Raw genomic sequence first — 26,360 nt, 5'->3', positions numbered from 1 at the left:
CGACCTTGCGCAACTTCAGAACCCCAAAACGCGCTTCGCGAACCACCATCAGGAGCAGCACGATGTCTACTGATTTCAACGCAATAATGGAAGGCATTATCCGTAACCAGCTGGCCACTCAGGGGCGGTACAGTGAGTGGTTCAGCATGACACCTGAAGAACAGGCCCAGTACATCAGTACCGTCAATCAGCGTCTGACCGAGATGCAGCAGAGCACCCTGAGTGTACTGGCGGCGCAGTACTATGAAATGGAGTCCAATCCGGTATCCATCGATGAGCACCTGCAACTGCTCAAGGACAGCATGATCGTCGCCCAAGGCCGACCCGATACTGAAGCCAACCGCGATTACAGGCGTCAGCTGCAAATCGATATTGATCTTTACACGCGGCAACAGACCGCCATGCGCAGTTTCGAGACGGCGTGGAGCGAAGCCCTGAGCATTGTGTCACCGTTCGCCCAGGTGCCCCTTGATGCACCGGCGTTGGTAAATGACAAGGACGCCAAACAAGGGAAGATCAGCGCCAGGATCAAGCAGTTGCAGGGGGAGTTGGCTGCACAGGTCAAGACCGACACCTTCACCGAAAACTATGTAAGGGTGTTTTCCGAGCTACAGGCGTTCAAACACGTCGAGCGCAATTACAAGGCATTGCTGGCGGCGAAACCAGGTGCCGCGCAGAACGAAGCGCTGGCAGCGATGAGCAATGTGCCTGATGCTTCGGACAACGCACCGGTCAATGCGTCGCTGCTGCTGATGGAAGAGCGTCCAGGCTACATCCGTATGAATGTGGCGTTGGTCAATGCCAGTTATGGCGGACAATACAAGGACATGTTCCTTGATAATGGCAGGCTGGTTCTGCCCAAGGAGGGCATGCTCAACTTCTCCTTTGGTACCACCGCGCGCTCGCTGGCCTGGCAGGAGCAGTACCGCGTGAAGAACGAACCGGGCGTGTCGCCGACATTCACGCCGATTCGCTCGGTGCTGATGAGAACCGAGTTTGTCGAGAAGTACTTTGGGCACTACCTGGTGTCCGAAAACAGCATGCGCAACGGTTTCAACATTCAACCTCTCGATGACCAGACCGGCATTAAACTGACCAGCGTCGACAGGAAAATCCCCAACCAGATCGGTATTGCAGTGGGCGAAATCACGCCGCCCCCCAAAAATACCGTCGAGGAAGTACTCAAGGTCAAACCCACCGATCTCGAAGCGCTGATCAACGACTACGCAGACATCAAGTCGTTCCAGACCATTGCTATGGAAGGCTTCCGACACACCTATTACTCAGCAGCGCGCGACGGGGCGTTCGTCAACATCAGCGACCTGGAGCAATCCATTGGCTTCGTCGACCGCCTTTACCTTTTGGAGAAGCCTGAAGGTGGCGGCTATGTTGGCGCCACGCCCTTCATGAGTGTCACCCGGCAAAAAAACAACACCCTGACGAGCAAGTTGTTGAGCCAGGCGGAAACCCGTGAGCTCTACGCGTACAATCTCGAGTTCTTTGAAAGGCTCGAGGCGCTTCAGGACGGCCGTCAAGGTGCAAGTCCATGGTACAACGACCCGCAACAGCGCAGCCAGTTCGAGGCGCAGTTGACGCGAACGCTGGAACGCAACCACATGACCCCGGGCGGTATTGTGCTGCCGACTGCCGAGCAGGGCAACGATCAGCGTGATATCAAAGGCAACAACCTGAACAAAGTGTTATGGGAAAAAGACTTCGCCAAGGCCGTGTGGCAGCACGACGCCACAGATGATTTGCTGTTCGGCCTCTCGCAGAAGTTGTCTACCACTATCGCTCAGGAAAAACTGATAAGCCTGCGCAAGAACGGTTATCTGGACAGCGATCTGGCTGCCGCGAAACAGGTGTTGCCGGACTTGTATCAAGCGCTCAAATTGCGGGCGCAGGCGGAAGAGCAGGCGTACGTCAATGCTGAAAACAGCAAGCGGGATCCAAGGGATAAACGCCCGCCTCTGAGCGTCAATCTGTCTGCCATCGAGGGGGCGACCTCCGACAAGCTGGTCAAATTGCTGCTCAGCGCACCACCGTATTTGCAAATCAGCGATACCACGCTGCGCTCGAGCGTGGCTGCATTCCTGGAGACCACGGCGGGCAAGTCACTGCGCAAACAGGTGTTGTTCCACGTCCTGCGTCCTGTAGCGGAAACTGCTGCTGTCAGCAGCCCGAATACGACCTACGCGCATTCGGGCATGGAAGGCCATGATGGGCCCGACGTGAGCATCAACAACCGCGTGGCGCAACCCGATCCTTACCTGATACTGAATGCCAAATTTGAAAGTTTGGCCTACCAGGAGGGCAATTACGTCATCCTCGACGACAAGTACCAAAGCTATTCTCAGTTCGTGCCGGACACCAACAAGAACAGCACGCTGTACATGCGTGATCTGGATACACCTTTTGTAGGGGGTATTTCGGGCACCACGAAAATGGTCACCAAGGCACTGTCGGGGAAAGACGTGTTTGGCCGAGCGCTGACACTCAAGGAATATTGGCAGTTCCAGATGGCCAACGCCGCTTTCATGATTCGCAACGGCTACCATTCGTTCTTCGAGACACTCTACGTGGCAGCACGCTACGAGCCGACGCTGCCAGGTGGCGTTGGGCACAAGCTGCTGGACATGTTTGACCGATATCGAGTGCTGGGTGCCGGCAGTGAACTGCAGGGCAGTGTCTATGAAGAGGTCATGGCACTCGTGCTACCTGTCGTCAATCAGGGGTTGCCGGCAGCAGAGCAATTCAATGCCCCGTCATACGACCGCTTCGGCCCTCGCCTGCAACCACTGGGTAGTGAATCACTGCCCTACAGGACACTGCAGGAGAAGATTCAGTTGGTAGGGGAGGTTTACGAACGGCTTACCCGTGAGCTGCGCCTGGGGGACGAAGTCCTGACACCGGGCTTCAAACAGCTGAGCACAGCCGAACTGGCCGCTCTCGACTTGGCGGCAGCCAAGCTGCATCTCAAGTCCGAACTGGACAACATACTGGGTGTACAACGTCGGCAAGGGTTCGCCGGACCACTCGATTTCGATGATGCCCAACGTGATCGAATTGCCGATTTGGCCGTGGAAGGGATTCTGCGCCAGGACTTCGGCAAACGCTCGGAGTTGATGCTGTACCTGGAATCGCTGGGCTTCTCGTTTGCCGCCAAGGGCAATCCAGCGCGTTTGCTGACCTTCTGGTCCGACGATTTCCAAGGTTACAAAAGCGTTCTTGACGGCGCGTTGACCGCTCAAGGCAAAGCGGGCATAGCCACCGATTACGATGTGGCGGCGCTGGATTTCGTCCACCAACTGCGTAATACCCTCGTCGGTCATGCCAAGGGCGGGCCATTGGCGGATGCGGCGTTCCAGGGTTCGCTGACCGTTGCCGGCTTTCTCAGTTCTGTCTATGCCGCCAGTACCGCCGATCTCGGCGGAACCGTCTATGTGATGTCCAAGGGAGGCTTGAAGGTCAACAGTTACTTCTGGAACGCTGAATTGCCCATCCTGCGGGCCTTGCAGAAGGCAGGAGTGGTGGGCGAGTTGAAAGTGCTCCACGAGCCGTATGGCAATTATGAAGGCAAGCCACTCACCGACATCGGATCGCCACTGACCAGTGCCGATGTCAAAGTCCTGGCCAACCCCAAGTACCTGCCTCCGGCGTTCGCCGATGAGATGAACGCGGCGGCGCACAAACGTTGGGTCGAAAGTGGGCCTAGGGCGATTCTGATCAGCTTGCACCAAGAGGTGAAGCGTTACATCGATACCCACACGGGCTCCGGCCGTAACGCGGCAATGATCGCATTGCTCAAACAGACCACCGACAAGCTGCTTGAACTCAATGCCATGGACGCCCTGTCAGCCAGCGAGCGAATCGCCGCTGCCCGAGGCGACCTGGTGATGCCTGGAGCACTTTGGAGCACTGCTGAGCTGGTCAAGCAGGCCAGTGTGTTCGGCAAGCGCCAAGGGGAATCCTACGTCAGCATCCAGCATCTGCTGGACAGCTGGCACGCCTCCACGAAACGCGGGGCTTTCACCTTCGCCGGGGATCCCAACAAGCTGTACCTCGAGTTGCCGTTCAAGGGTAATGTGCTTGAACGCTACACCGATCAGTTGCAGCGCCTGTTGCCATTCGACCTTCTACGCAGCGCCTGGGATATCGAAGTCGACAACAAGAGTGCCGAGGGTCTGTTGATCCTTAAGAATCGCGCCGGTGCGACGACGGAAGTGCGTTTCGAGCCCGCCACCACCGTCGAGCAGAAACGCGCTCAGCAACGCCAGCTGGCATCGTTGCAGCGTTTGATGCTGGTCAATTTCAGCGCCGAGACATTGCCGGCCACGCTGAGCATTCAGGGGGCGCAGATATTCAGCGGCACGCGTGTCCTTGCCACCTTGGCAAACGGCGTCTGGGCCACCGACGAAGCTGCGATCAGTGCGGTACAGCGAGTGGCCAGCGGGCCACTGGCTGATGCTCCGCTGCACAACCAGCAGGTCGGCAACTGGTCCACTGTAGTCGTCCACGCCAACCCGGAAGGTGGTGACAGCCAGTATCGGGCTCAGATCATCATTCAGAGTGAGAACGATCCCGCAGTTGCCAAAGCCGCCGCGAATCTGGCCGGTAAACATCCGGACAAGAGCCTTGTGGTGCAGCTCGATGCTTCGGGGCAAATGCGGCTGGTTCATGGCGATCCGGGTTTGTTCCAGAACCTCCATGCCAACGACAAGGTACGCTGGCAGGTGGTAGGGCACGGGCGTGGGCCTGTCCAGGCGCGTACGCTCGGTGGGCTCGATGCCGAGCAATGGGCAATGCACCTGGATCGCTTCCAACAAGCGTTGCACGCGCAATACGGTATCGGTTCGGTACCCGCACGTATCAGCCTGGTCGGTTGCTCGCTTGAAGATGCCGAGCAACAGGCAGGCTTTGGTCGCCAACTTGTTGCTGCATTGCAAACCCCTGGGCTGGAGGTCTCAGTACGTAGCGCCAATGTCTCGGTGGACAGTGAAGGACGCAAGCTGACCCTCGATGCCAGCGGCGAATGGGTCCACAGCGATGGCACCAACAAGCGGGTGTTGAGCTGGACGCGAGCACAAGGGGTGCTTGAAAGGGACGAATACGTCGCCGCCAGCGTCCTGCTCGGACGCGAGGGTATTGATGTAGTGGCGTTGCTTGACGATCTCGGGCAAGGCCGGATCAAACCAGAGCAGCTTGGCGCCGCGCAGGAGTATGCGTTGAGCAGGCTGTTCCCGGGGGCCGATGAACGACTGGATCAAGCGGCGTTGCGCGCGCTGCTGGACAACCCATTGAAGGTCGCCCAACTGCAAGATGCGCTGGATGGATTGGTCAAGCGCTATCAGAACAGCACGGAGCTGGAAAGCGTCGGTGCCCGGCAGATGGTGCAAACGATGCTTGATGAGCAACAACGCATGGCTGAATCGGGCCTTGCCTCGGCCGAGGGTGAAAGGTTCGCCACAGCGATGCTTGATAACGTGCTGGATGCTGATGTCGACCGTAGTCGTATCGTGAGCCACCTCGACCCCGACAGCCATGTCGAACGCCTGCGTGCTCGCAACCGCCAGCAACTGCTGGCTGCCGGTAATGTGTTGTTCGATGGCCCTGCCAAGAACGCCTTCGGCCAGGCGACTGCGGTGGTGCAAGGTTCCTTGCCAGCCGTGCTGCTGCATGACATGGGTTTGCTGGTGGACGGCAAGCCGCTCACCGCCGGCTTGTTGGCAAGCCAGGGCGGCAAGCTGCGTGCGGACCAGCAACTGACATTCGACTCGGTTCGGTTCAACTATGAAATGTCAAAAGTGCCGCTGCAGCCCGAGCTGGTCGAGCTGTCGCGCTTGGTCAGTACTTTGGTGGAGCGCAGCCGCGGTAGCAATGTTGCCTTGTTCAGCGCCGAGAGCGTCCCGCAGGAGGCACTTAAGTACATCAACGTGCTGAGGGACTATTCCGGCCCTCGCCTGGAGGTGGAAATCGCCAAGGCCGCGCAGGCCGCATTGGGTACACGGCTGGGTGAGCGCGCTCAGTGGCTGGCGCAGGCAGGCGGCCTCAGCGTGGACGAGCGGCGCAAGGTCCAGAACCTCTACGAGCTGGCGCGAGATGTGGGTGGTTTCGATCTCGACCGGTTCAAGCGACTGCAGGCACAGAACCCGGGGGTGTCGGGGGATCAGATCCTGCAGTCGATGGCGCTGGATGCGGCGGAAAACCGAGTCGCTCCAGGGCAGGACACTGAGAAGGTGTTGCAGGCCGCACGCTGGACAGAGCAGCAGGCCACTTCGTTCATGCTTGAACGTGGCTTACTGGGTAAAAGTGGTGCCTCGTTCAATGTCAACCGTGCAGCCTTCGAGCGTTTTGTCGAAAGTGCAAGCGGCATGGACCGTGTACGCCTGGCGTCTGCAATGCTCAAGCTCGCCCCTGATCAGCACCTGGCCATCAAGCGTGCACTGGAGGTTTCTGCAGATGCGCGCGTGCGAACGCTCGTCGACACAGTCGATACGCAGCGCTCCAGCAAACCGAGCAGAGCGGTGGTAGCGGCTGACCGCTTCGGAACCGCACTGGATGTCTTCGAAACGCTGAACTCCGTGCGCGACCTGATCGGCAATTGGCAGCACATGAGCTCAACGGACAAAGGGCTCAACCTGACCGGACTGATCGGTGGCGTGGCCATGTCGCCATTGAGCGCCGCAATTGCCAAGGCCGTGTCTGCGGCGGGCAAGGCACTGGGGGCGGTAAGTTCGTTCTCCAAGGCGGCCACGGTGATCAGGGGGGGCGTGCTGGATGCTGCGCTGGCGCCGGTGACCTTCGCCGGAATCGGCCTGCAATGGCAGTCCTTCTGGTCGGGCAATGGCGACATGGGCAGCTACGAGTACAAGAGCCTGGTGGCCAACACGGTGATCACCACCGTGACCACAGCCGTCAGCCTGGCACTGACTGGCGTATCCATTGCCGCCTCGCTGAGCAGCGCGGTGGCCGCCTCGGTGCTGGGCACGCTGGCTGCGTCGGCAGGGCCGATCGGGGTGGCGATTGCGGCCGCCGGCTTTATCATCAACGGGGTCGTGCAGGGGGCCATGCAGCTCGCCGAATTCGGTGACTATTTCGCCAGCACCGCTGACCAGGTCGCTCAGTTCTTCGCCGCCTGGGTGGGTGTTGAAACCGACGCGCTCAAGCGCGCGAGGGTCGAGAAGGAAGCTGTCGGTGCCGCGAGCGAGTTGCGCAATACCCTCAACAGCGATTGGGAGAAGACCAAGCTCTACCTTTCCGATCTGTTCGCCAAGGACCAGTATGGCTATCTGAACTACCGCGACCGCGACAACAAAGTGGCCCACGGTACGCTGAAGTCGGGCGAGGATTTCTACTACGCCTTGCAGCACCAGGTGGCCTACGGTGCGATGAATCGGGTCGCTACACAGATGCCCAACGACGGTGGCCAAGTCTGGATGGAGATGGGTAACCAGCATCCTGACTTCCAAGCGGTGGGTAGCCAGGACAAGCGCAATCTTTTCAATCTTGCCGGTCAGGCACTGTCCACGGCGACGGGGGGACGTCTGTCCGATGCGTTCAACCTGGACGCGGGCACGCGTATTCGCCAGATCGACGCCGGGAGCCTGGACCCGCAGCAACTGCAACAAGGGTTGAACGAGAACGACAGCCTGATGTTCGATGCTCAAGGAATGGATGTCGCTCTGGCGAGCGATACCGATGGGGCCATGACATTGAGTTATCGCGGCTCGCGAGTGCTGCGTGACGGGCTGACCAACCGCTCAGGGTCTTCTCGCCCGGCAGTGACACAGGCGGTCGATCGCCAGGTGCGTGTGCAGGGTGTCGAGAGCTATGTGCTGCATGGCGCGAACAAAGCCGACGTGCGAGGATCCACGCGTCAGGAGTTCTTCGACGTGGCGGGGACGCAGGTGACAATCCAGGGCGGAGCCGGTGAGGGTAATGTCTATTCCGTCAACAAGGGCAACCGCATCGCCAGCACGAGTAACGATACTGCTCTGTGGAGCGCGGTCAACGCGACGATCAGCCTGCAGGGCGCCCGCAATGCACAAGGTGAGTTGCAAGCGTCGCAGACACTGCAGGTCAGCCTGTCGTCGCGTTACAGCCAGATCAGCTTACGGCGCAATGGCCAGGCCATCGAGCTGAATGATGGCAAGGGTGTCCTCACTGTCCTGGGGCTGTACCACGCGGATGGCTCGGTGGACAACGGCAAGGTTTTGCAATTGTTGGACGCCAACAAGTACAGCTTCTCGCTGCCAGGGCTGGGCCTGATCGACGACCAGTGGCGTTCCCTGGAAACCATGGCCAAGACCTTTGTGTTCGGAGCCGACCCACAACGCGCTATCCAGCGACTGAGCAACGACCAAGCGGTCAACACTTATGCGCTGAAAGCCGGGGCGGGTCATTTTCGAGCGGCGTTTCACACCAACCAGCTGATGCAGTTCATGCTTGAGGCGCCTTTGACGTCTCTGAGTTTCAGCATCATCGATGACACGCTGACAATTCGCTCCAACGACAAAGAACAACCATTGCAACTCAGTATCGAGAATTATCAAGATGCCAAAGATCGGCAGTTACTTAAACTCTGGCTGCAAGATAATGATGACAATGGGAAATCCCGGCTGGTGGAAATCGCCCTGCCAGCGATTCAGGAAGGGGGTGATCAGCCTCTGACTGCAGTAGACAGTCACCAGGCTGATGCAGAAATAGACAAGGCAATGGCCAGCCTGGTCAAGACGCACAGAGTGGCATCCATCACGCGCTTGAACTTGCTCACCAGCACAGAGAGCTACGAAGTTGACGCTTTGGCGAATCCTCAGGTTTCCCTCGTAATGCCACCCAGTTGGCTGTTGAAGGGCCGACCTGAAATTCAACTCAAACAGGTCCGGCTGGGTGACGATTTAGTGTTGTATTACGCCAATCGGCTGAGCGCCAGCGGCCTGATGCAGACACCGCACTTACGTGTCCGTCAATATTTTACCCAGCCTACTGATTCTGCGCTAAGGATCCGATACGACCTGAAAACGTTTGATCTGAAGGTGGCGGTCGATCAGCACCTTGGCGATGAGCGCAATGAAATACTTGATGCGACGCAATCAAGCAACCTGGCGGGGGGGAGGGGAAGCGACCGTTATAAGGTCGATGTAGCGTCGACTGCCCTGGTAACGTTGGACAACATGTCCATGGACAGCAAGCTGGATACCCTGGAACTTCGAGGCGACATCGCGCTTGATCGCTTGGGATTAAGAGTAGTCGGTGATGATCTTCAGTTACTGGTCTTTGATACACCCGCTGCGACGCATCGGCGAGTGGAAGGTGGGTACGGAACGCCAAGGAAGACGATTGTGTTGAAAAACTACGTCGTCGACAGCCGAGCTCGCCATCTGCAGTTGGAGCTGCAGGGCCAACTGTACAGCCTGCCTGAGGTTGATGCAGAGAGTGGCTATTTCATTCACATGCCACAAGCTGCCAATGCGGTATTGGGCATCGGCATCCATGGCCTACGTGTTTCTCCGTTCGCGCCGGCCAACAGCCAAGTGGTCACGCTGGAGAGACCCTTGGGTGATTATCTGTCTGCCGTGGGTGGGCAGGGTTATGACCTGACGCTTGTTAAAGATGGGCAGAGCGTGGTGTTGCGTGATTACTACCGAAACCCACAGAGCGTGAGATTCAGTTGGTTTGATGCTTCGCAGAACCGTATGCAGATGCACGCGAATGTCGTGTTTCCGCCGAACTACCGGAGCACCGAACTGGCTTTGCTCCAGGAATTGAACGTCCCTGTGGCCGATCGGATGGCATTTATCAACAATGCTGTCACTTCACGCGAAGATATTCAGGCGCTCATCAACCTTGAAGCCGGGGCCCGTGCCGAATCCTTCACGAAGTTGCCCGACACACAGGACTTCAGTGTCTATGTTCGGGTCCTGCCCGACCCACGCGGCGAGCAGATGTTGTTTGGCACCGGCGGTTCTTCAAACGAAGGCTTCCAAGTGGTGATCGATAGCGAACGCCGCCTGGGGTTCAGTAGTTTCTCCCGAGGTAGCTCGAGCGCCGTGATCGAGCGGGTTGATTTCGGTGGATTCCACGCACCAGCGATAAACTCCACGCAATTGGACTTGTCCTCGGGTGAACTGGTGCTTCGATTCAGGGAGAATCGTTACATTGATGTCTACGCACCGAACAACGGCATACCCCTCCTGCTCAGGAAGTACGATTTGGGCGAAGGTGGTTCGTCAAGAGACTCGGCAGGTTTCGCCCGCGCAACACTTAGTGCGACACGCGGCTTGAGCAACATCGTGCGCAGTTCGTTGTCACTTACACCCAAGGTGCTCAATGGTGTCGCTACCGACGCGCAGATGCGTGCCATTTTCAATAGCGATGGCGACAATTGGGGCGTGATGTCTGAACAGGCTAAAAAGTATTTGCGAGTCAAGGGGGTGTCGGAGACCGTCGTTGGCGAACTAGGGATGGGGGACGTTCTGACGCGCGCAAACCTGGAGAAGGTTGTTGACCTCCACCTGCGTGGGCAAGGGCAGTTGTCGGCCTCCTTCATGGTTGACTATGTACTGTCCGGTCGCAATTGGATCCTCAACCAGGCGCACGCCGAGTACGCCGTCAACCTGGAGAAGTTGCAGGTTGACGGGACTTTCATCACCCGGGCGTTCAACTATGGTCTTTCGCTGGACGAAGCAGCCGTCTACCTCAACGCTCGGTCAGCAGCTTGGCCAGGCAGGGACATGCTGTTGAACTTTGCCCTGGCCTTGCGCGGCGATGATCGCAATTATCTGGATAATGACCTTCAGGCAATTCGCAATAGCAACGGTATAGGGGCCGACAACCGTGCAAAGTTCTACTTCCGCCCAGAAAGTGCTGTAGATGCCCAGGTACTGCAGGCTGCTCTGATGCATAAAGGCTACTTGCCGTCACGTGCCGAGCAACTGGCCCAGCGCATGGTCGCCATCCACTCCCTGGACTACCGTCGTGTCGATAGCCTGCTCAAGGCGGGTATTGCCAATGATGCCCTGCTCGGACGGCTGGTGGCTGCCGGTGTCGATGGGGAGGATGTGGTGGCCGGCAACAGTGAGCGCCAACACTACGAAACAGGTAGCCGTGGGGAACGCATCAAGGTCAGTAGCAGTGACAACCTGTCGCAGTTCTCCTCGCGCAGCTCGTCGCAGTTCTACTCCAGGCAGTACCTGCGTGTGGACGGTGATGGCAACGTCCATCAACTGGGCGATCAACCCTATGACTTGGCCAGCTTCAATCAGCAGCAGCGCGGCATTGGCTTGCCTGCCTATACAACGGTTGAGCAGGCGCTGGCATCTGTCCACGGTTCGCGGTTGCGCGACAATTTCCGTTATACCTTCCAGCCCGGTCAGATGCTGGGGGCCAACGGCAACACGTTGACCTACCAGCAGATCGGCAGCGGTGATCGCGATGGCGCATTGGCGCTGTGGGAGCAAGGTGCCATTGAGCGCGCCGATGGTGAAGTACCAACTGAGCAAAGCTGGTTCGGTCGAAGCGCGCCAGGCAACCTGGTCGACGGCTTCGACCAGGCTGGCGAAGCGTTCGCCTGGCGTGCGGCCAGCAACATGGGCTTCGGTGACCAGTCCAGCAAGGTGGCAGATGTGCAATTCGTGTCCGGTGCGCTTACGCCAGAGATGGAAGCAAAGGCCAGTTACCTGCGTTTCGACCTGAAGCACAAGGTGGTATTGACCGCGCTCAGCGTGCATACCCAGAACAGCGTGGCCCAGGAAGGCCAGGCGGACACGACGCGCAGTGGCACCTACCGAGTCGAAGCCTTGCGTTCCGACAACGACTGGACGGCAGTGTCTGGCGAGCTGAGCTGGAGCGGCCAGCAGGACATGATGCGTGTGGCGATCAACACTCAGGGTGTCCCGTACCAGCACTATCGGCTGCGTGGCATTTCGGGGAGTTATGATCGTGATCGCTGGATCAAGGAAGTCACTTTCGAAACCGCTGCCGTTCCAGTCGTACAGGACAGCGCAGGGCAACTGGCGAAATTGAGCGGGGCCATGGCCACATTCCCGGACGCGGGGGTAGCCAGTAGCACCGGGACGCCTGCGCGCCAGGCCGAACGACCGCTATTGACGTCACCGTTGGCTTGACGCCGTGACGGTCGGCTGGCGGGACAGTACCCCGCCAGCCGCTTCCTGTTTTCCCTGCGGAACTTCATATCCATGCGTACGCCAATCAATTCCATTCGGCGGGCCGCCGCTGGCCTGCTGTTTGCCATCGCAACGCCCATGACACCTGCCAGCGCTGCCAACAGCGATCTCTGGCAGGTCTACCTTGATGCCGCCCAGAACAACAGCGAGCTGGCTGCGGCCCGCTCCGACCAGGCCGCCCGCGCCGAGGCGGTGCCGCAGGCGCGCGCCGGCCTGCTGCCAACCCTGTCGGCCGGTGCCGAACTGAACAACAACAGCACTCACCTGAACCAACCTGCGCAAGCAACCCGACGCAGCGGCACCAGTTACCAGGTCACGCTCAACCAGCCGGTGTTCCGCGCCGACCGCTGGTTCGGCCTCAAGGCTGCCCAGGCCCAGAGCGACCAGGCGCTGCTGGAACTGTCCGCTACCGAACAGAAGTTGATGCTCGACAGCGCCGAGGCTTACTTCGGCCTGCTCAAGGCCCAGGATGGACTGGCCGCCAGCAAGGCCGAGGAGGCCGCGTTCCTGCGTCAGCTGGACCGTGCCCGCAAAGGCTTGCAGCTCGGCCTGTCCGATCGTACCGATGTACTGCAGGCCCAGGCCGGCCACGACAGTGCACGGGCCACCCGCATCGTCGCGCAAAAACGCCTGGAGGACACCTTCGAGGCCCTCGACACCCTGACCCACCAACGCTACACGGCGATCCAGGGTATGCGCCATGACATGCCGCTGGCTTTGCCAAACCCCAATGACGCCCGGACTTGGGTCGACACTGCCATGCGCCAGAATCTGTCGCTGCAGGCTAGTCAGCACGCGCGGGAAGCCGCCCAGCACACGCTGAGCGCACGCAAGGCTGGGCACCTGCCAACCTTGGACGCGATGTTGCGTTATCAGACCGGTGACAACGACAATCTTGGTTATGGCAACAGCGAGCTGCGCGGTGGCGGCTATGGCGGCGGCGTCGAACAGCGTTCGATCAACCTGCAACTGAACATACCGTTGTTCAGCGGCGGGCAGACCCGCTCGCAAGTGCGCGAAGCCAGCCAGCGTCTCAGCCAGCGCGAGTTTCTCAATGATCACCTGCAACGCCAGGTGGTGGAGCAGACCCGCAACCTCCACCGCAGCCTCAACAGCGGCGTCGAGCAGGTCCAGGCGCGCCGCCAGTCGATCATCTCCAACCAGGGCGCAGTGCTGGCTTCGCAAATGGGCCTGCAGGTCGGTACCCGCAACCTCGTCGATGTGCTGGAAGCCCAACGTCAGTTGTACAACGCGGTACGTGAGTACAACGACAGCCGGTATGACTACATCCTCGACTCGCTACGTCTCAAGCAGTCCGTCGGCACCCTGGCCCCGGAAGATCTGAAGGCACTTTGCGATTATCTCAAAGCCGATTACGATCCGGATCGGGATTTCCTGCCACCGGAATTCCCTCACAGCCTGGCGCGCCGTTGACCTGCGGCGCCAGATCGGCGGTGCGGGGAGGGCGCATGCCATGATTGTGAACTGTTTCGACCGTCGCCGGCGGGAGTGCCTGTCGTGGTGCCTGATCGTCGCCATCTTGGCTGGCATGGGCATCGGCGCCTATTATCGCAATCATGTCGAAAGCCGGTTCGTTACCGAGGTGCAGCAACAAAACCAGGAGCGTGCCATCGACCTTGGTGACTGGAATGTCGATGGTTTTGCGATTGGTGCATTGTCGATGCTGGGTCGACACAACACCGCGCTGAAAGCCGTGATCGACCAACCCGTGGCGCAGGCGCGCCAAGTGGCCGCCATGCCATTGAAGACCCTGGCCATGGTGGTAGGGGCCGACCATGCATTCGTTGCCAACCGCGAAGGCGTGATCGTTGCCGCCTACGACAGTCTGGAGCGGTCAGTGGTGGGGCTTGACGTCGGATTCAGGCCCTACTTCAGAACAGCGCTGCAAGGCGGACGCAGTGTCTATGGCGCTATCAGCAGCACCACGGGGCAGCGCATGTTCTACATGGCCGCGCCTGTCTATGAATCACAGAACAAGCATGACCGGATCATTGGGGTATTGGTAGCGCGGTTCGATGCCCGCACGCTCGAGGCAGGCTTCAACAAGCCACGCAGCAACGACCTGGTGCTGGTGATGTCTCCCAACGGCATCGTGCTGGCCTCCAATGCGCCACAGTTCGTACTCAAAGCCGATCACCCGTGGACACCGGCAATGTTCTCCGGCGATATCCGCCGGCAGTTCAGCGATCATTCTTTTTCCGGCGGGGTGCCTGAACCCTTGCCATTCGAGTTGGGACGCCCGGTGGTGGAGGTGGAGGGCCAGCGCTACGCGGTGGCTCGGAACAGTTTCGACTGGAGCGACCCGGGAGGGCCCTGGTCGGTCGTGACCCTGAGCAATTTGAACCAGGTGCTGACCGATGGCCAGGTACTGCTGGTTTCAGGCGCTAGCGCGCTTTTTCTGATGCTGCTGATGTGGGCCGGCCTGCGGCGGTTGTCCGACGCACGTCAGCACCAACGCGACGTGCAGCGGATCGAGCAGAGCGAACGAAGACTGGACCTTGCGTTGCAAAGTGGCGCGCTGGGCCTGTGGGACTGGCACGTTAGCCTTGGCATCATCGTCAACAACGATGTTTGGTTGCGCATTCTTGGCTATTGCAAAGGTGAATTGGACCAGACCCTCGGCAATGGGCTTGAGCGCTGGGCCGGCCTGGTGCATCCGGATGACCGCGCGCAGGTATTGGCCAAACTGTATGCCCATATCGACAACCAAACCGACGAGTATCGCGCCGAGTACCGCATGCTCAGCAAAAGCGGGCAGTGGCTGTGGGTGCTGGACATCGGCCGGGTCATGGAACGAGACATCCACGGTGCAGCCACGCGGGTAACCGGCGTACTGCAGGACATCAGTGCGATGGTTGACGTACAGCAGACAGTCGTCGAGAGCCAGACCAAACTCAGTTCGATGATCGGCAACATCCCGGGTGCGGTGTTTCGCAGCCTTCCGGACCGGGAGCGCACGATGCTGTTCGTCAGTGACGCGATCGAAGCGATCTGTGGCGTTTCGGCTCAAGCGTTCATCGCCGGGAAACCCTTGCGCGATCTGGTCCATCCCGATGATCTGGCCGTGTTCGATCGGAGCCTGGAAAACCCGGATTATGTCCTCGAGTACCGCATCATTGCGACCGATGGGGCTATTCGCTGGCTGTATGACAAAGGCCAGATCATCAGGCAGGACGGGCTACCCCAGTACCTGGACGGAGTGATCTTCGACATTAGCGAACGCAAGGCATCCGAGGCCTTGCTTCAGCACTCCCGGCAGCAGGCCGAGCTGGCTATCCAGGCCAAGTCGGCGTTTCTCGACACTATGTCCCATGAGATTCGCACACCGCTCAATGCGGTCATTGGCATGGCCCATCTGGTGCTCGACATGCCATTGGAGTCCAGGCAACGGCGTTATATCGAGAAGATGGACCGGGCGGCCAAGCACCTGGTCACTCTCGTCAACGGGATGCTGGATCTGTCTGGGATCGAATCCGGGAAACTCAAGCTGGAACAGGTGACCTTCAATCTTGTCGACCTGCTTGATGAGGTAATGGGGCTGGTAAGTTCGCGTCTCCAGCAAAAGACGATCGAGTTGCGTACAGAGATCCCGCAGGCTCTGAGAGGAGCGTTCATCGGCGATCCGCATCGGTTGCAGCAGGTCTTCATCAATCTTATGGACAACGCGATCAAGTTCACCGAGTCAGGGAGCGTGACGATCGATGCCAATCTCCTGAAACAATGGCAGGACGACATCGAGCTTGAGTTCATCGTTCGCGATACCGGTGTGGGTATGACCCCACAGCAATGCGCCCGCCTGTTCGATGCGTTCGTCCAGGCTGATGCATCCATCAGTCGGCGTTACGGCGGCACGGGGCTGGGGCTGGCGATCTGCAAACGTATCGTGCAAATGATGGGTGGCACCATCGAGGTGCAGAGCATTGAGGGGCAGGGCAGCTCGTTTCGCTTCAACGTATGCTTACGTATCGCACAGGCTCCGTTGAGCGAGCCGGTAGGTGAGGACAGCCAAGAGGAGCGAGCGCTTTCACTGTTGGGGGCACGTGTGTTGGTGGTGGAAGACAACACGCTTAATCAGGAAGTCTTCATGGACCTGTTGCAGCGTGCAGGCGTTCGAGTCGTCATCGCAGGCAACGGTCAGGACGCCTTGGCGATTCTGGCTCGGGACACAGCGTTCGATGCCGTGCTCATGGACTGCCAGATGCCCATTCTGGACGGCTACCAGGCCACAGCCAGGATCCGTCAGGAGCTGCACCTTCACTGTCTGCCGGTCATCGCGGTAACTGCCAATCTGCCCGGCGAAGTTCAGGCTAGAGTCTTGTCGGCGGGGATGAATGACTGCATCGTGAAACCCTTGGAAGTCAAGATGTTCTACCGCACCCTGTGCCGCTGGATTGGCCGAGGCACGCGGCCAGCCGATGAAAGCGCAGTCCCCCCGTACGCACCCGGGGGGGCGGGAGGCATAGACCTGGCACATGGCCTTGCGGTAGCGGGCCATGACCCTGCTTTGCATCAACGCCTTTTGCGCATGTTCCTGCGTGACAACCAAGTGCTTCTGGCGCAACTTTGGTCAGCTCATGAAAGCAATGACAGGCCTTCCCTGGCTGCGTTGGCCCATGGCTTGCGTGGCAGTGCCGGACATATTGGCGCGATGACCGTTCAGGCGGCAGCTGCCAGGCTCGAGCAAGGTGCCGCGAGTGACGAGGATACCCTTGCGCCGATGTTGGCACTCAGTGGCTGTCTGCAAACGTTGCTGGCCACTCTGGCGTCGATAGCGTCGCTTGACCCAGGCATTTCACCCCTAGGTAAAGACGCTGGCTCAGGGATTTCTCCAGCTGAAGTGGAGCGATTGGCAGGCCTGCTACTGCAGAACAACGCCCAGGCGCTTGAGGTGGTTGAAGCGCTGTGCCAGAGGGACGCGGGCGGGCAACTGCTGGAGGTACGTGAAGCCATTTACCGTATGGACTTCACCTATGCTCATCGACTGCTGAGCGCCACTCAGCGCTAGGCTCTGTATGAAAAGCCTTGATACTCGGTGATGCTGCGTTGAAAACAGCCTCGCAATGCTCATTTACAACCCGTAAAGTCGGGCGCGACTCCGACCGTTCCTCGGCTGTTTTTGCCTTGCCTGACCTTCGTCTCAAGACGTTTCATACAGACCCTAGATTCCTACAAGGACCAGGATGAAAGCTTCTGGGAGCATCACAGGGCAGCTAGCGTAAGCAGGGGCGTGGATGGCAAGGTTGGCAGGTCAGGTCCGTTGCCAGCTGGCGAGCACTGCCTGGCAACGGCCGATTCGTTCGTTGCAGGCCTCGATCAACAACTCGTGCAACTGACGTAATGACGCGGTGATTCGCGAGCGGTGGGAAACCACCAGGCTCAGAGGCACCAGGTCGCCACTCCAGCCGGGCAACAGCGGCACAAGCTGGCCGGCCTGCAAGTCCTGCGCAACGTTGAGCAAGGGCAGGTAGCAGATCCCTTGACCTGCCAGCGCCCAGCGCCTCGCCATGTCGCCGTCGTCGCAGCAGAACAGCCCTTGGACCCGCGCATGCACGACCTCACCCGCGTTGTGGAAGCGCCAATGCGATTCGGCCTTGCCCAGGTTGTGGCTGACAATACAGTCATGCGCGCCCAACTGCTCAGGGTGCTCCGGTGCAGAATGCGCTGCCAGGTAAGCCGGTGACGCACAGGCGACGAAGTGGTGTTGCTTGATTATCGGCAGTTCGACCAGGTCCAGTGCCAGGGTGCGGCCGAAACGTAATGCGGCATCGAAACGCCCTGTGAACAGATCCTCTTCTCTGTCATCCAGCGAGAGGCGAATCTGCAGTTTCGGTTGCTGTTGCTTCTGGTGCAGCAACAGGTCGAGCAGCAGGTTGCGCCCGAGGTCGGAGGACACCGACAGCTCCAGCTGACCGTTATCCTGGGAGAGGGCGCGCTGGCCTTGGGCGAGAATCTTCAAGGCATGTTGTGCGCTATCCAGGTAGCACTTCCCCTCGCTGGTCAATTTCATCAAGCGCGTGGACCGAGTGAACAGCCGCACCCCCAGGCGGTTTTCAAGGCGCTTGAGTGCAAGGCTTGCCGCCGCCGGGGTGATGGACATGGCGCGTGCCGCAGGGGAAAGCCCTTGCAGTTCGGCGATGAGGACAAAGAGTTCGAGGTCTTCCAGGTTTGCCATGGTCAGCGCGCTCGCTCAACGGTCCAGGTGCGCACGGGCGATGCCCAGCAGGGTCGAGCACAGACTCTCGGTGTCACTGGGCAGGTTTGATGCCGCAGGGTGCGAGAGCATTGCACCAAGGGCCCGATCATGCCTAAGCGCCACGTTCGCCGCTGGCTGCAGCAGCGCCAAATGGTACGCCAGCACGAGCGCGAACAAGCGGGTGGACAGCGGGGCATGCTCCGGCAATGAGCTTGACGCCCCCCCGTCGAGCATGACATCTGCATGGCTGAGGTCCCAAGCCAGGTTCAGCACCGGGTCCTCGGCATTGGTGTGGCCGATGATCTCCTCGATCAGCAAACGACCGGCGCCAAGTGCCTGGGGCAGGCTGTCGTGCGGTTGGCCGAGGCCGATCAAGGCCAGGCAGGCCGCCGAACGTAACGCCCCCTGGTCGGGTTCGCTCAGCACATGACCGAGCAAGGCGGCGAAGCTGTCCAGCAACGCATCCAGGCGCAACCTTGGGTTATGCCGCAGTTGCAAGGCCAGGGCACTGATGAACCCTTCGCGCATGTCGCTGCCCGCCGTCGAGTCGCCATCGGGTTGGCAGGGGTGCAGCAGCTTGTCGCGATAGCCCAGGTGAGTGGCGACCCTGGCCAGCACGACCGGTGGTGAAATGGGTTTGGTGATGTAGTCCGATGCGCCGAGCAGGAACCCGAGTCGCTCATCCTCGACGCTGGTGCGAGAGGTCAGGAAGATCACCGGGATGCTGGCCGTGACCGCGTGCTTGCGCAGTTCGCCAAGCACCTGGAAGCCATCCATTTCCGGCATGGTAATGTCGAGGATGATCAGGTCGGGTTGGCTGTTCCTGGCCAGCTCCAGTCCCCGTGCGCTGCTCTTGGCCAGAAGCACCTCGTACTCGGCCGTGAGGACCTTCGACAGGATCACCAGCGATTGCGGATCGTCATCGATGGCCAGCAGGGTATATGGCTTGGCAGTGTGCGCGGTGGGCATGGTGACGACGCCTGTTCGGACTTGAGCGACAGGCAGCCTACCATTCAGATGGCGCGGATGTCCTGCGTCCCGGCCAACGACGTGCAGCGTTCGCGTAGAAAGGCCTGAAGGACCCTGACCCGTTCACTGACCTGAACCCTGTGCGGGCACATCAGGTAGACCGGCGCAGGCTCTCCCTGCCAGCCGGCGAACAAGACGCGCAACCTCCCGGCACGCACATCCGTGACGACATCGAGCCATGCCTTGTACACGATCCCGTGCCCGGCAAGCGCCCAGCGCCTGGCAACTTCGCCATCATCGCTGCGATAGTCGCCGCGGACCTTGACCTCGCAGAACTCGTCACCACGGCTGAAACGCCAGACATCGTAGGGGCGCCCATGACGCTGGTAGATGATCGCCGAGTGGGCGGCCAGCGCCTGAGGTGATGCAGGCTCCCCCTGGCGGGCAAGGTAGGCGGGGCTGGCGCAGGCGACCCGATGATGCGCCTCCAGCACCGGCAAGGCCACCAGGGTTGAATCGACCGGGACGCCGAACCGCAGGGCGACATCCACCGGTTCGCCGAACAGGTTGTTGGGGCGGTCATTGAGCAACAGATGCATCTGCAGGTGTGGGTGCGAGACGCGCAACTCATCCAACCAACCCAGCAGCACACTGCGGCCGAAGTCTGAAGGTGCCGCCAGTTGCAATACTCCGGCCAGACCCTGCTGCCCCCCGCGAATTGCCCGTTCTCCTTCGTCCAATGCTGCCAGGGCAAGCCGCGCGGCTTCCAGATAGCGCTCACCCTCCACAGTCAGGCGCTGCTGGCGCGTCGAGCGGGCGAACAGGCGAACCCCCAGGCGCGACTCCAGGCGCTTGAGCGTGAGGCTGGCTGCCGCAGGGCTGATGTCCAGCTCACGCGCCGCGGCCGAGAGGCTACCGGCGTCGGCGGTTCTGACCAGCACTTTCAACTCTGCCAGCCCTTGCATTTGTAAGCATTCCTTAAAAGTTATGTGCCAAAAGCCATATTTATCGCACATTTCCAATAAATGATCATGCAGACACCGACAGAGCGCGACGATGTCGCCCATGTCTCTCGCTTTCAAGTTCGACCACATATGACTACCAGCACCCCAGCCAAGCCCCCATCTGACCAGGAGCCTCCCATGTCCAGCCCGCAGCAACTCTTCACCCCATACGAACTCGGCGCCCTCACGCTGCCCAACCGCATCGTCATGGCGCCGATGACCCGCTCACGCAGCACCCAGCCTGGAGACGTGGCCAATGCGATGATGGCGCATTATTACGCCCAACGCGCCAGCGCCGGGCTGATCATCAGCGAGGCGACGCAGATCAGCCCCCAGGGCAAGGGCTACAGCTTCACCCCTGGTATCTACAGCGCCGAGCAAGTGGCAGGCTGGCGACAAGTCACCGATGCCGTGCATGCCAAGGGTGGGCGCATGTTCCTGCAGTTGTGGCATGTAGGACGGATGTCCCACGCCAGCTTCCACGACGATGGCCAGCCGGTGTCACCCTCCGCGCTGCGTGCCGATGCGCAGGTATGGGTGGTCGGTGACGATGGGGTAGGGCGGATGGTCGATGTCAGCGAGCCACGCGCCTTGAACCAGGAGGATATCCAGGCGGTGATCGAAGATTATCGCCTCGCCGCCCGGCATGCGCGCGAAGCCGGGTTCGATGGGGTCGAGATCCACGCCGGCAACGGCTATCTGATCGACCAGTTTTTGCGCACCACCTCGAACCTGCGCAATGACGAGTATGGCGGCAGCCGCGAGAACCGTATCCGTTTCCTGATCGACGTCACCCGGGCCGTCGCCGGGGAGATCGGCGCGCAATGTACCGGTGTACGCCTGGCCCCCTTTATCACCGCCCGTGGCATGAACTGCCCGGACGTGATCCCGACCATTCTTCAGGCTGCCCAGACGCTCGACACCTTGGGTATCGCCTATTTGCACCTGGCTGAAGCGGATTGGGACGACGCACCGCAGATTCCGCAACCCTTCCGGCATCAACTGCGCCGCGAATTCAGCGGTGCGATCATCGTGGCCGGGCGTTATACCCTGGCGCGCGGCCAGGCGCTGCTCGATGCCGGCCTGGTGGACCTGGTTGCCTTCGGCCGTCCCTTCGTCGCCAACCCTGACTTCCCCGTGCGGCTGCAGCATGACTGGCCGCTGGCCGAGTTCGAGGGCAGCCGCCTGTTCGGCGGTGACGAAGTGGGTTACAGCGACTATCCCGCCTATCAGTGACGTGGCGAACGAAGATAACCGGTGCTTCGAGCCGGATGATTGTCACTTGTGCAATGAAAGTGTTCATGGGCAGGGCTGATTAATCCCGGGCACTGAGCACGCCAGACTCGACACGCGCAATGCCGGTCTCCAACACGATGTACCGGTGCGATGAGCCGCGTGTTCCAACGGCTCGCTTATTGGCATTACCCCCAATCCGGAGGATTTCATGGGCATCCTTAAACTCGACCATTTCACCATCCGCACCCCGCTCTGGGTAGAAACCGCAGCGTTCTTCGAGCACGTGATCGGCCTGGTGCCAGGGCCCCGGCCGGGGTTTCTTTTCCCGGGTTACTGGATGTATGCCGGTGACCAGCCGCTGTTGCACATCGCCAGTGTCCAGGGCGACCCAAAGGAACTGCAGATGTACCTGGGCGACAAGCCAGGCGGGTATGGATCGGGTTCACTCGATCATGTGTCGCTGCGTTGCGAGGGACTGGTGCAAGTCCAGGCACGATTGCAATCCCTGGGTATTGCGTTTCGTGAACGCGTCATACCACAAATCGGCGAACACCAACTGTTTCTCGAGGACCCTAACGGCATAACCATCGAGATGATCTTCGACTACGTGCCGGGTAGCCGAATCGTTGGCCAGAGCATGCCGCACCTAGAGATTGAAGCGCCTCACACCGTCAGCGCAGATTGACCGCCGTTGGTTCGACAAGGATCTGCGGCGACCTGCCTCCTGCTTGAGTTTTCCTCGGCATGGCGTCCAGGCGCGCCTTGCGCGTGCTTGACAATAACAACAGCACAAGGACCTCACCATGAACATGCTCGACACGCCCGAATCACGCCTGCAAGCTGCCGGCCTGGCTTTGCCCAGACCGGCACCGGCACTGGGCAACTATGTACCCTGGAGCATCGTCGGCAATACGCTGATGACGTCTGGGCAGTTTCCCTGGGTCGATGGGCAATTGCAGTACCGAGGCCGCCTGGGGCGCGATCTCGACCTCGGCCAAGGCTATGCGGCCTGCCGCTTGGCGGCGTTGAACGCGATCGCACAGCTCAAGGATGCGGTGGGTGAATTGAGCCGGATCCGTCAGATTTACAGGCTCGAAGGCGTGCTCAATGTGGCCGAGGACTTCTACGATCATGCCAAGGCGCTGGATGGTGCTTCGGACCTGTTGGTGGAGGTCTTCAACGAGCGAGCCCGTCACACACGCATGATCTGGTCCAACCCCGTGATGCCCATGGACGGCTTCTGCCTGGTGTACCTGTTCGCTGAAATCGATGCCCAGTGAACGGGAGCCCTGATCATGATCCAGGCCAACAAACTGTTCTTCGCCAGTTGCCTGTTCCCGTTGATCAGTCGCGCTCGAGCCCGGCGAAGCGGCACGACAACCAGGCGTGCAACTGCCTCACCGCAGGCGACAACTGCTTGCGGTGCGGGCACACCAGGCTCAGCGGCATGATCGGCCCGGGGTGATCCTGCAACAGTACGACGAGTCGTCCGGCCAGCACGTCGTCGCTCACATCCAGCCAGGATTTGTAGGTGATCCCTTCGCCGGCCACGGCCCAGCGCCGGGCGATATCGGCATCGTCGCAGAGCAGGGCGCCACGCACCTGGACGGTCTGCGCCCCCAGTTGCCACTTGTCGTAGATCCGGCCTTGCTGCATGTACAGCAGGCACTGGTGTTCGCGCAGGTCTTCGGGGGCCTGCACCGCACCTTGCCGCGCCAGGTACTCCGGCGAGGCCACTAGCACCTTGCGGTTCCAAGGTGCCAGTGGCAGGGCGATATAGTTGGCGTCGGCGTTAAGGCCGTAGCGGATGGCGATATCCACCGGGTCACGGAACAGATCGGCGATCTGGTCGGAGAGAAAGAAGCGCAGGTTCAGCTGCGGGTGTTCGCGACGAAACGCCGTTAGCCAGGGCAGCAGCACGTTACGCCCCAGATCGGAGGGCGCGGCCACCTGCAATGTTCCGCTCAACTGGGCGCTTTCCCGATTCAGGTTGTCCCGCCCGTGTCGGAGGGCTTCCAGGGCCGCCAGGGCAGAAGGCAGGTACTGCTCGCCCTCGGCCGTCAGGCGCAGGCTGCGCGTAGTACGGGCGAACAGCCGCACATCCAGCTCACGCTCCAGGCGCTTGACCGCCTCGGCCGCCTGGCCGGGCAACAAATCGGCCTCGTGAGCCGCCGCGGTAAAACTGCCCAGCGCGGCGCTGCGAACGAAGATGCCCAGGTCGTCGAGACGGATCATTATCACTCCTGCAATGAAAGTGTTCACGGGCAGGGCCCGTTTTTCCCAATGACCGGACACGCCAGACTGGGTTCACGAATCAAACCATATCCAGTAGCGAGTGCCTATGAAAGCGATCAGTTTCATCCACAACGGCTTGCCTATTGAAGACCCTGCGTCTCTTCAAGACATCTTTATGCCCAGGCCGAACCCTGGGCCAAGGGACCTTCTGGTCGAGGTCAAGGCCGTGTCGGTCAACCCCGTCGACACCAAGGTGCGCGCTGGCACTTTCACCCGTGAGCCGAAAATACTTGGCTGGGACGCGGCCGGGATCGTCCGTGAAGTCGGGCCGCAGGTGACCCTGTTCAAGCCAGGTGACCAGGTGTACTACGCAGGTTCCATCGCCAGGCCCGGCAGCTACAGCGAATATCACCTGGTCGACGAACGTATCGTTGGGCATCAACCACGCAGTCTGGGTGCAGCGCAGGCAGCTGCGCTGCCGCTGACAGCCATCACCGCCTGGGAATTGTTGTTCGATCGCCTGGGTATCGTGGAGGGCGGCGGAGAGGGCGATGCCCTGCTGATCGTCGGCGCCGCCGGCGGCGTCGGTTCGATGCTGGTGCAGTTGGCCCGGCAACTGACCCGCCTGACGGTTATCGGCACAGCCTCCCGCGCCGAGACCGCAGACTGGGTGCGCGAACTGGGCGCCCATCACGTCATCGACCACAGTGCGCCGCTGCAAGGGCAACTGCGTGCCCTGGGGATCGAGTCGGTCAGCCATGTCGCCAGCCTCACCCATACCGATCAGCACTTCGCGCAACTGGTTGAAGTGCTGCGGCCGCAAGGCCGCCTGGGTGTGATCGACGACCCGCAGACCCTCGATGTCATGCCGCTCAAGCGCAAGTCGCTGTCATTGCACTGGGAGTTGATGTTCACCCGCTCGCTGTACGAGACCGACGACATGGTGTGCCAGCACGCGCTGCTTGAGCGCGTGGCCGGGCTGATCGACCAGGGCATCCTGCGCACCACTCTGGGCGAGCATTTCGGAGCCATCAATGCTGCCAACATGCGCCGTGCCCATGCGTTGGTCGAGAGTGGCAAGGCGCGCGGCAAGATCGTTCTGGAAGGCTTCTGAAACCTATTTGACAGACAACGGCGGACCGGCCGATCCGGTCCGCCAGGAGCAAGCATGCTTAAACAAACCGTGTTTCTCTGCGCCGCACTGACGGCAGGTATGTCCTCTGCGCAGGTTATCGATGCCAATGCGCTATCTGCGCATGCGCCCGCAGAGCGGGCATTCGGCAAGCTCGAACAGGTCCATGCATTCCATGACGCCATGCCGACAGGCGTCACCGTCACCGAGGCCGGGCGCATCTTCGTCAACTATCCGCGCTGGGGCGACAAGGTCCCTTTCACCGTCGGCGAGCTTCGTGACGGCGAGGTCCGACCCTTTCCGGACCTGTCGTTGAATCAGGAGGACCCGAAGGACCCCGCAAAAGGGTTGATTAGCGTGCAGAGCGTAGTTGCCGATGGCCGGGGCCGCGTCTGGCTGCTGGACACTGCGGCACCGGGGTTTCAGGCGCCGCGCCCTGGTGGCGCGAAGTTGATCGCAGTGGACCTGGCGAGCAATCGAATCGTCAAGCGGCTGGTGTTCCCGGAAAACGTGATGTTGCCCAGCACCTACGTCAATGACATGCGCTTTGATTTTCGCCATGGCGCCGAAGGCACGGTCTATGTGACCGACTCCTCGCTGCGCGGTCCAGGGGCGATCATCGTGATGGACATCGCCAGCGGTCGCGCCGAGCGCCGTCTCAGTGGTGCCCTCTCGACCTCCGTGGCACCAGGCTTTGTTCCGGTAGTCGAGGGGACACCGCTGATGGCGAGCCAGCCGGACGGCACATCGAAACCATTGTCGGTGGCGTCCGATGGTATCGCCTTGTCAGCCGATGGTCAGACGCTCTACTTCACGCCGCTGTCGAGCCGACACTTGTATGCCGTGTCCACCGCCTTGTTGCGCGACCCTGCCATCAGCGAGCAACGGCTTGCCGCAGCCGTGGAGGACCTCGGTGAAAAGGGCGCCTCCGATGGGATGGAGGCCGACGCCGAGGGCGCTGTCTATGCCGGCGATTACGAGCATAACGCCATCCGCAAGCGCTGGCCGGACGGGCGCTGGCAGACGTTGGTGCATGATCCGCGACTGCTTTGGCCCGATACCCTGTCGATCGGGCCGGATGGCTACCTGTACTTCATCGCCAACCAACTGCACCGCCAGGCGTTGTTCCAAGGCGGGCGGGACCTGCGGCAGAAACCCTATGCCTTGATGCGCCTGAAGATCGATGCGGCGCCGGCACCGACCCATTGAGCACTTGTTGATCGTCAGTGAACCCAACTTGCTCTACCGCTGTACCAGCAAGCCACGGGCGACACAGATGTGATCGGTATTTTCACTGCAGCCGTGAAAGTGTTGACGCGCAGTCCAGGTTACTCCGGGCGAGCTGCCCGCAGACACTGACACACACCTCGAGGCAGGCCTTACCG

The 26,360-nt window shown here is 60.4% G+C and carries 12 protein-coding genes; 8 read left to right on the top strand and 4 right to left on the bottom strand.

What is annotated here, in order from left to right:
• Positions 1-62: 62 nt before the first annotated feature.
• The 3 genes from ACQ4OD_RS00985 (at position 63) to ACQ4OD_RS00975 (ending at position 17,211) form a co-directional block, all read left to right on the top strand.
• Positions 63-12,125, top strand: coding sequence for a C80 family cysteine peptidase (locus ACQ4OD_RS00985; protein WP_430943728.1), 12,063 nt, complete (start codon positions 63-65; stop codon positions 12,123-12,125).
• 72 nt (positions 12,126-12,197) lie between these two features.
• On the top strand, positions 12,198-13,619 hold the full coding sequence (locus ACQ4OD_RS00980; protein WP_430943727.1) for a TolC family outer membrane protein: 1,422 nt from the start codon (positions 12,198-12,200) through the stop codon (positions 13,617-13,619).
• Between the two features lie 40 nt (positions 13,620-13,659).
• On the top strand, positions 13,660-17,211 hold the full coding sequence (locus ACQ4OD_RS00975; RefSeq protein ID WP_430943726.1) for a PAS domain-containing protein: 3,552 nt from the start codon (positions 13,660-13,662) through the stop codon (positions 17,209-17,211).
• A 243-nt stretch (positions 17,212-17,454) separates the two neighbouring features.
• On the opposite strand, the gene ACQ4OD_RS00970 is transcribed toward ACQ4OD_RS00975, so the two are convergent.
• Genes ACQ4OD_RS00970 through ACQ4OD_RS00960 form a run of 3 tightly spaced genes read right to left on the bottom strand, consistent with a single transcriptional unit; the run spans position 17,455 to position 20,333 of the window.
• Complete coding sequence (locus ACQ4OD_RS00970; RefSeq protein WP_430943725.1) at positions 17,455-18,378, bottom strand: LysR family transcriptional regulator; 924 nt, start codon at positions 18,376-18,378, stop codon at positions 17,455-17,457.
• A 15-nt stretch (positions 18,379-18,393) separates the two neighbouring features.
• The gene (locus tag ACQ4OD_RS00965) at positions 18,394-19,368 is read right to left on the bottom strand and encodes a response regulator (protein ID WP_430943724.1); all 975 of its coding nucleotides are present in this window, start codon (positions 19,366-19,368) and stop codon (positions 18,394-18,396) included.
• 44 nt (positions 19,369-19,412) lie between these two features.
• On the bottom strand, positions 19,413-20,333 hold the full coding sequence (locus ACQ4OD_RS00960) for a LysR family transcriptional regulator (protein WP_430943723.1): 921 nt from the start codon (positions 20,331-20,333) through the stop codon (positions 19,413-19,415).
• A 177-nt stretch (positions 20,334-20,510) separates the two neighbouring features.
• On the opposite strand from ACQ4OD_RS00960, the gene ACQ4OD_RS00955 reads away from it, so the two are divergent.
• The 3 genes from ACQ4OD_RS00955 (at position 20,511) to ACQ4OD_RS00945 (ending at position 22,888) form a co-directional block, all read left to right on the top strand.
• Positions 20,511-21,608, top strand: coding sequence for an alkene reductase (locus tag ACQ4OD_RS00955; RefSeq protein ID WP_198754181.1), 1,098 nt, complete (start codon positions 20,511-20,513; stop codon positions 21,606-21,608).
• 208 nt (positions 21,609-21,816) lie between these two features.
• On the top strand, positions 21,817-22,293 hold the full coding sequence (locus tag ACQ4OD_RS00950; protein WP_198754182.1) for a VOC family protein: 477 nt from the start codon (positions 21,817-21,819) through the stop codon (positions 22,291-22,293).
• Positions 22,294-22,411: 118 nt separating this feature from the next.
• Positions 22,412-22,888, top strand: a complete 477-nt coding sequence (locus tag ACQ4OD_RS00945; protein ID WP_430943722.1) for an Atu1372/SO_1960 family protein — start codon at positions 22,412-22,414, stop codon at positions 22,886-22,888.
• Between the two features lie 64 nt (positions 22,889-22,952).
• Here ACQ4OD_RS00945 and ACQ4OD_RS00940 read toward each other — a convergent pair whose 3' ends face one another.
• Positions 22,953-23,843 (bottom strand): LysR family transcriptional regulator, encoded by an 891-nt coding sequence (locus tag ACQ4OD_RS00940; RefSeq protein WP_110703451.1) that lies wholly within the window; start codon positions 23,841-23,843, stop codon positions 22,953-22,955.
• A 106-nt stretch (positions 23,844-23,949) separates the two neighbouring features.
• Between ACQ4OD_RS00940 and ACQ4OD_RS00935 the strand changes: the two genes are divergently transcribed.
• Positions 23,950-24,957, top strand: a complete 1,008-nt coding sequence (locus ACQ4OD_RS00935; protein WP_111532844.1) for a zinc-binding alcohol dehydrogenase family protein — start codon at positions 23,950-23,952, stop codon at positions 24,955-24,957.
• A 54-nt stretch (positions 24,958-25,011) separates the two neighbouring features.
• Complete coding sequence (locus ACQ4OD_RS00930; protein ID WP_277504124.1) at positions 25,012-26,184, top strand: L-dopachrome tautomerase-related protein; 1,173 nt, start codon at positions 25,012-25,014, stop codon at positions 26,182-26,184.
• Positions 26,185-26,360: the final 176 nt, after the last annotated feature.

The organism is Pseudomonas sp. WC1, assembly GCF_050586565.1.
Lineage (GTDB): Bacteria > Pseudomonadota > Gammaproteobacteria > Pseudomonadales > Pseudomonadaceae > Aquipseudomonas.
Note: the sequence above shows the minus strand (reverse complement) of the source record. Positions and strands in the feature narration are given on the sequence as shown.

What these genes read in the sequence shown, in the direction of transcription:
- ACQ4OD_RS00965 (WP_430943724.1), bottom strand. Translation starts at nt 19,368, where the DNA reads ATGCCCACCGCGCACACTGCCAAGCCATATACCCTGCTGGCCATCGAT.
- ACQ4OD_RS00945 (WP_430943722.1), top strand. Translation starts at nt 22,412, where the DNA reads ATGAACATGCTCGACACGCCCGAATCACGCCTGCAAGCTGCCGGCCTG.
- ACQ4OD_RS00955 (WP_198754181.1), top strand. Translation starts at nt 20,511, where the DNA reads ATGTCCAGCCCGCAGCAACTCTTCACCCCATACGAACTCGGCGCCCTC.
- ACQ4OD_RS00970 (WP_430943725.1), bottom strand. Translation starts at nt 18,378, where the DNA reads ATGGCAAACCTGGAAGACCTCGAACTCTTTGTCCTCATCGCCGAACTG.
- ACQ4OD_RS00960 (WP_430943723.1), bottom strand. Translation starts at nt 20,333, where the DNA reads ATGCAAGGGCTGGCAGAGTTGAAAGTGCTGGTCAGAACCGCCGACGCC.
- ACQ4OD_RS00980 (WP_430943727.1), top strand. Translation starts at nt 12,198, where the DNA reads ATGCGTACGCCAATCAATTCCATTCGGCGGGCCGCCGCTGGCCTGCTG.
- ACQ4OD_RS00975 (WP_430943726.1), top strand. Translation starts at nt 13,660, where the DNA reads ATGATTGTGAACTGTTTCGACCGTCGCCGGCGGGAGTGCCTGTCGTGG.
- ACQ4OD_RS00950 (WP_198754182.1), top strand. Translation starts at nt 21,817, where the DNA reads ATGGGCATCCTTAAACTCGACCATTTCACCATCCGCACCCCGCTCTGG.
- ACQ4OD_RS00935 (WP_111532844.1), top strand. Translation starts at nt 23,950, where the DNA reads ATGAAAGCGATCAGTTTCATCCACAACGGCTTGCCTATTGAAGACCCT.
- ACQ4OD_RS00985 (WP_430943728.1), top strand. Translation starts at nt 63, where the DNA reads ATGTCTACTGATTTCAACGCAATAATGGAAGGCATTATCCGTAACCAG.
- ACQ4OD_RS00930 (WP_277504124.1), top strand. Translation starts at nt 25,012, where the DNA reads ATGCTTAAACAAACCGTGTTTCTCTGCGCCGCACTGACGGCAGGTATG.
- ACQ4OD_RS00940 (WP_110703451.1), bottom strand. Translation starts at nt 23,843, where the DNA reads ATGATCCGTCTCGACGACCTGGGCATCTTCGTTCGCAGCGCCGCGCTG.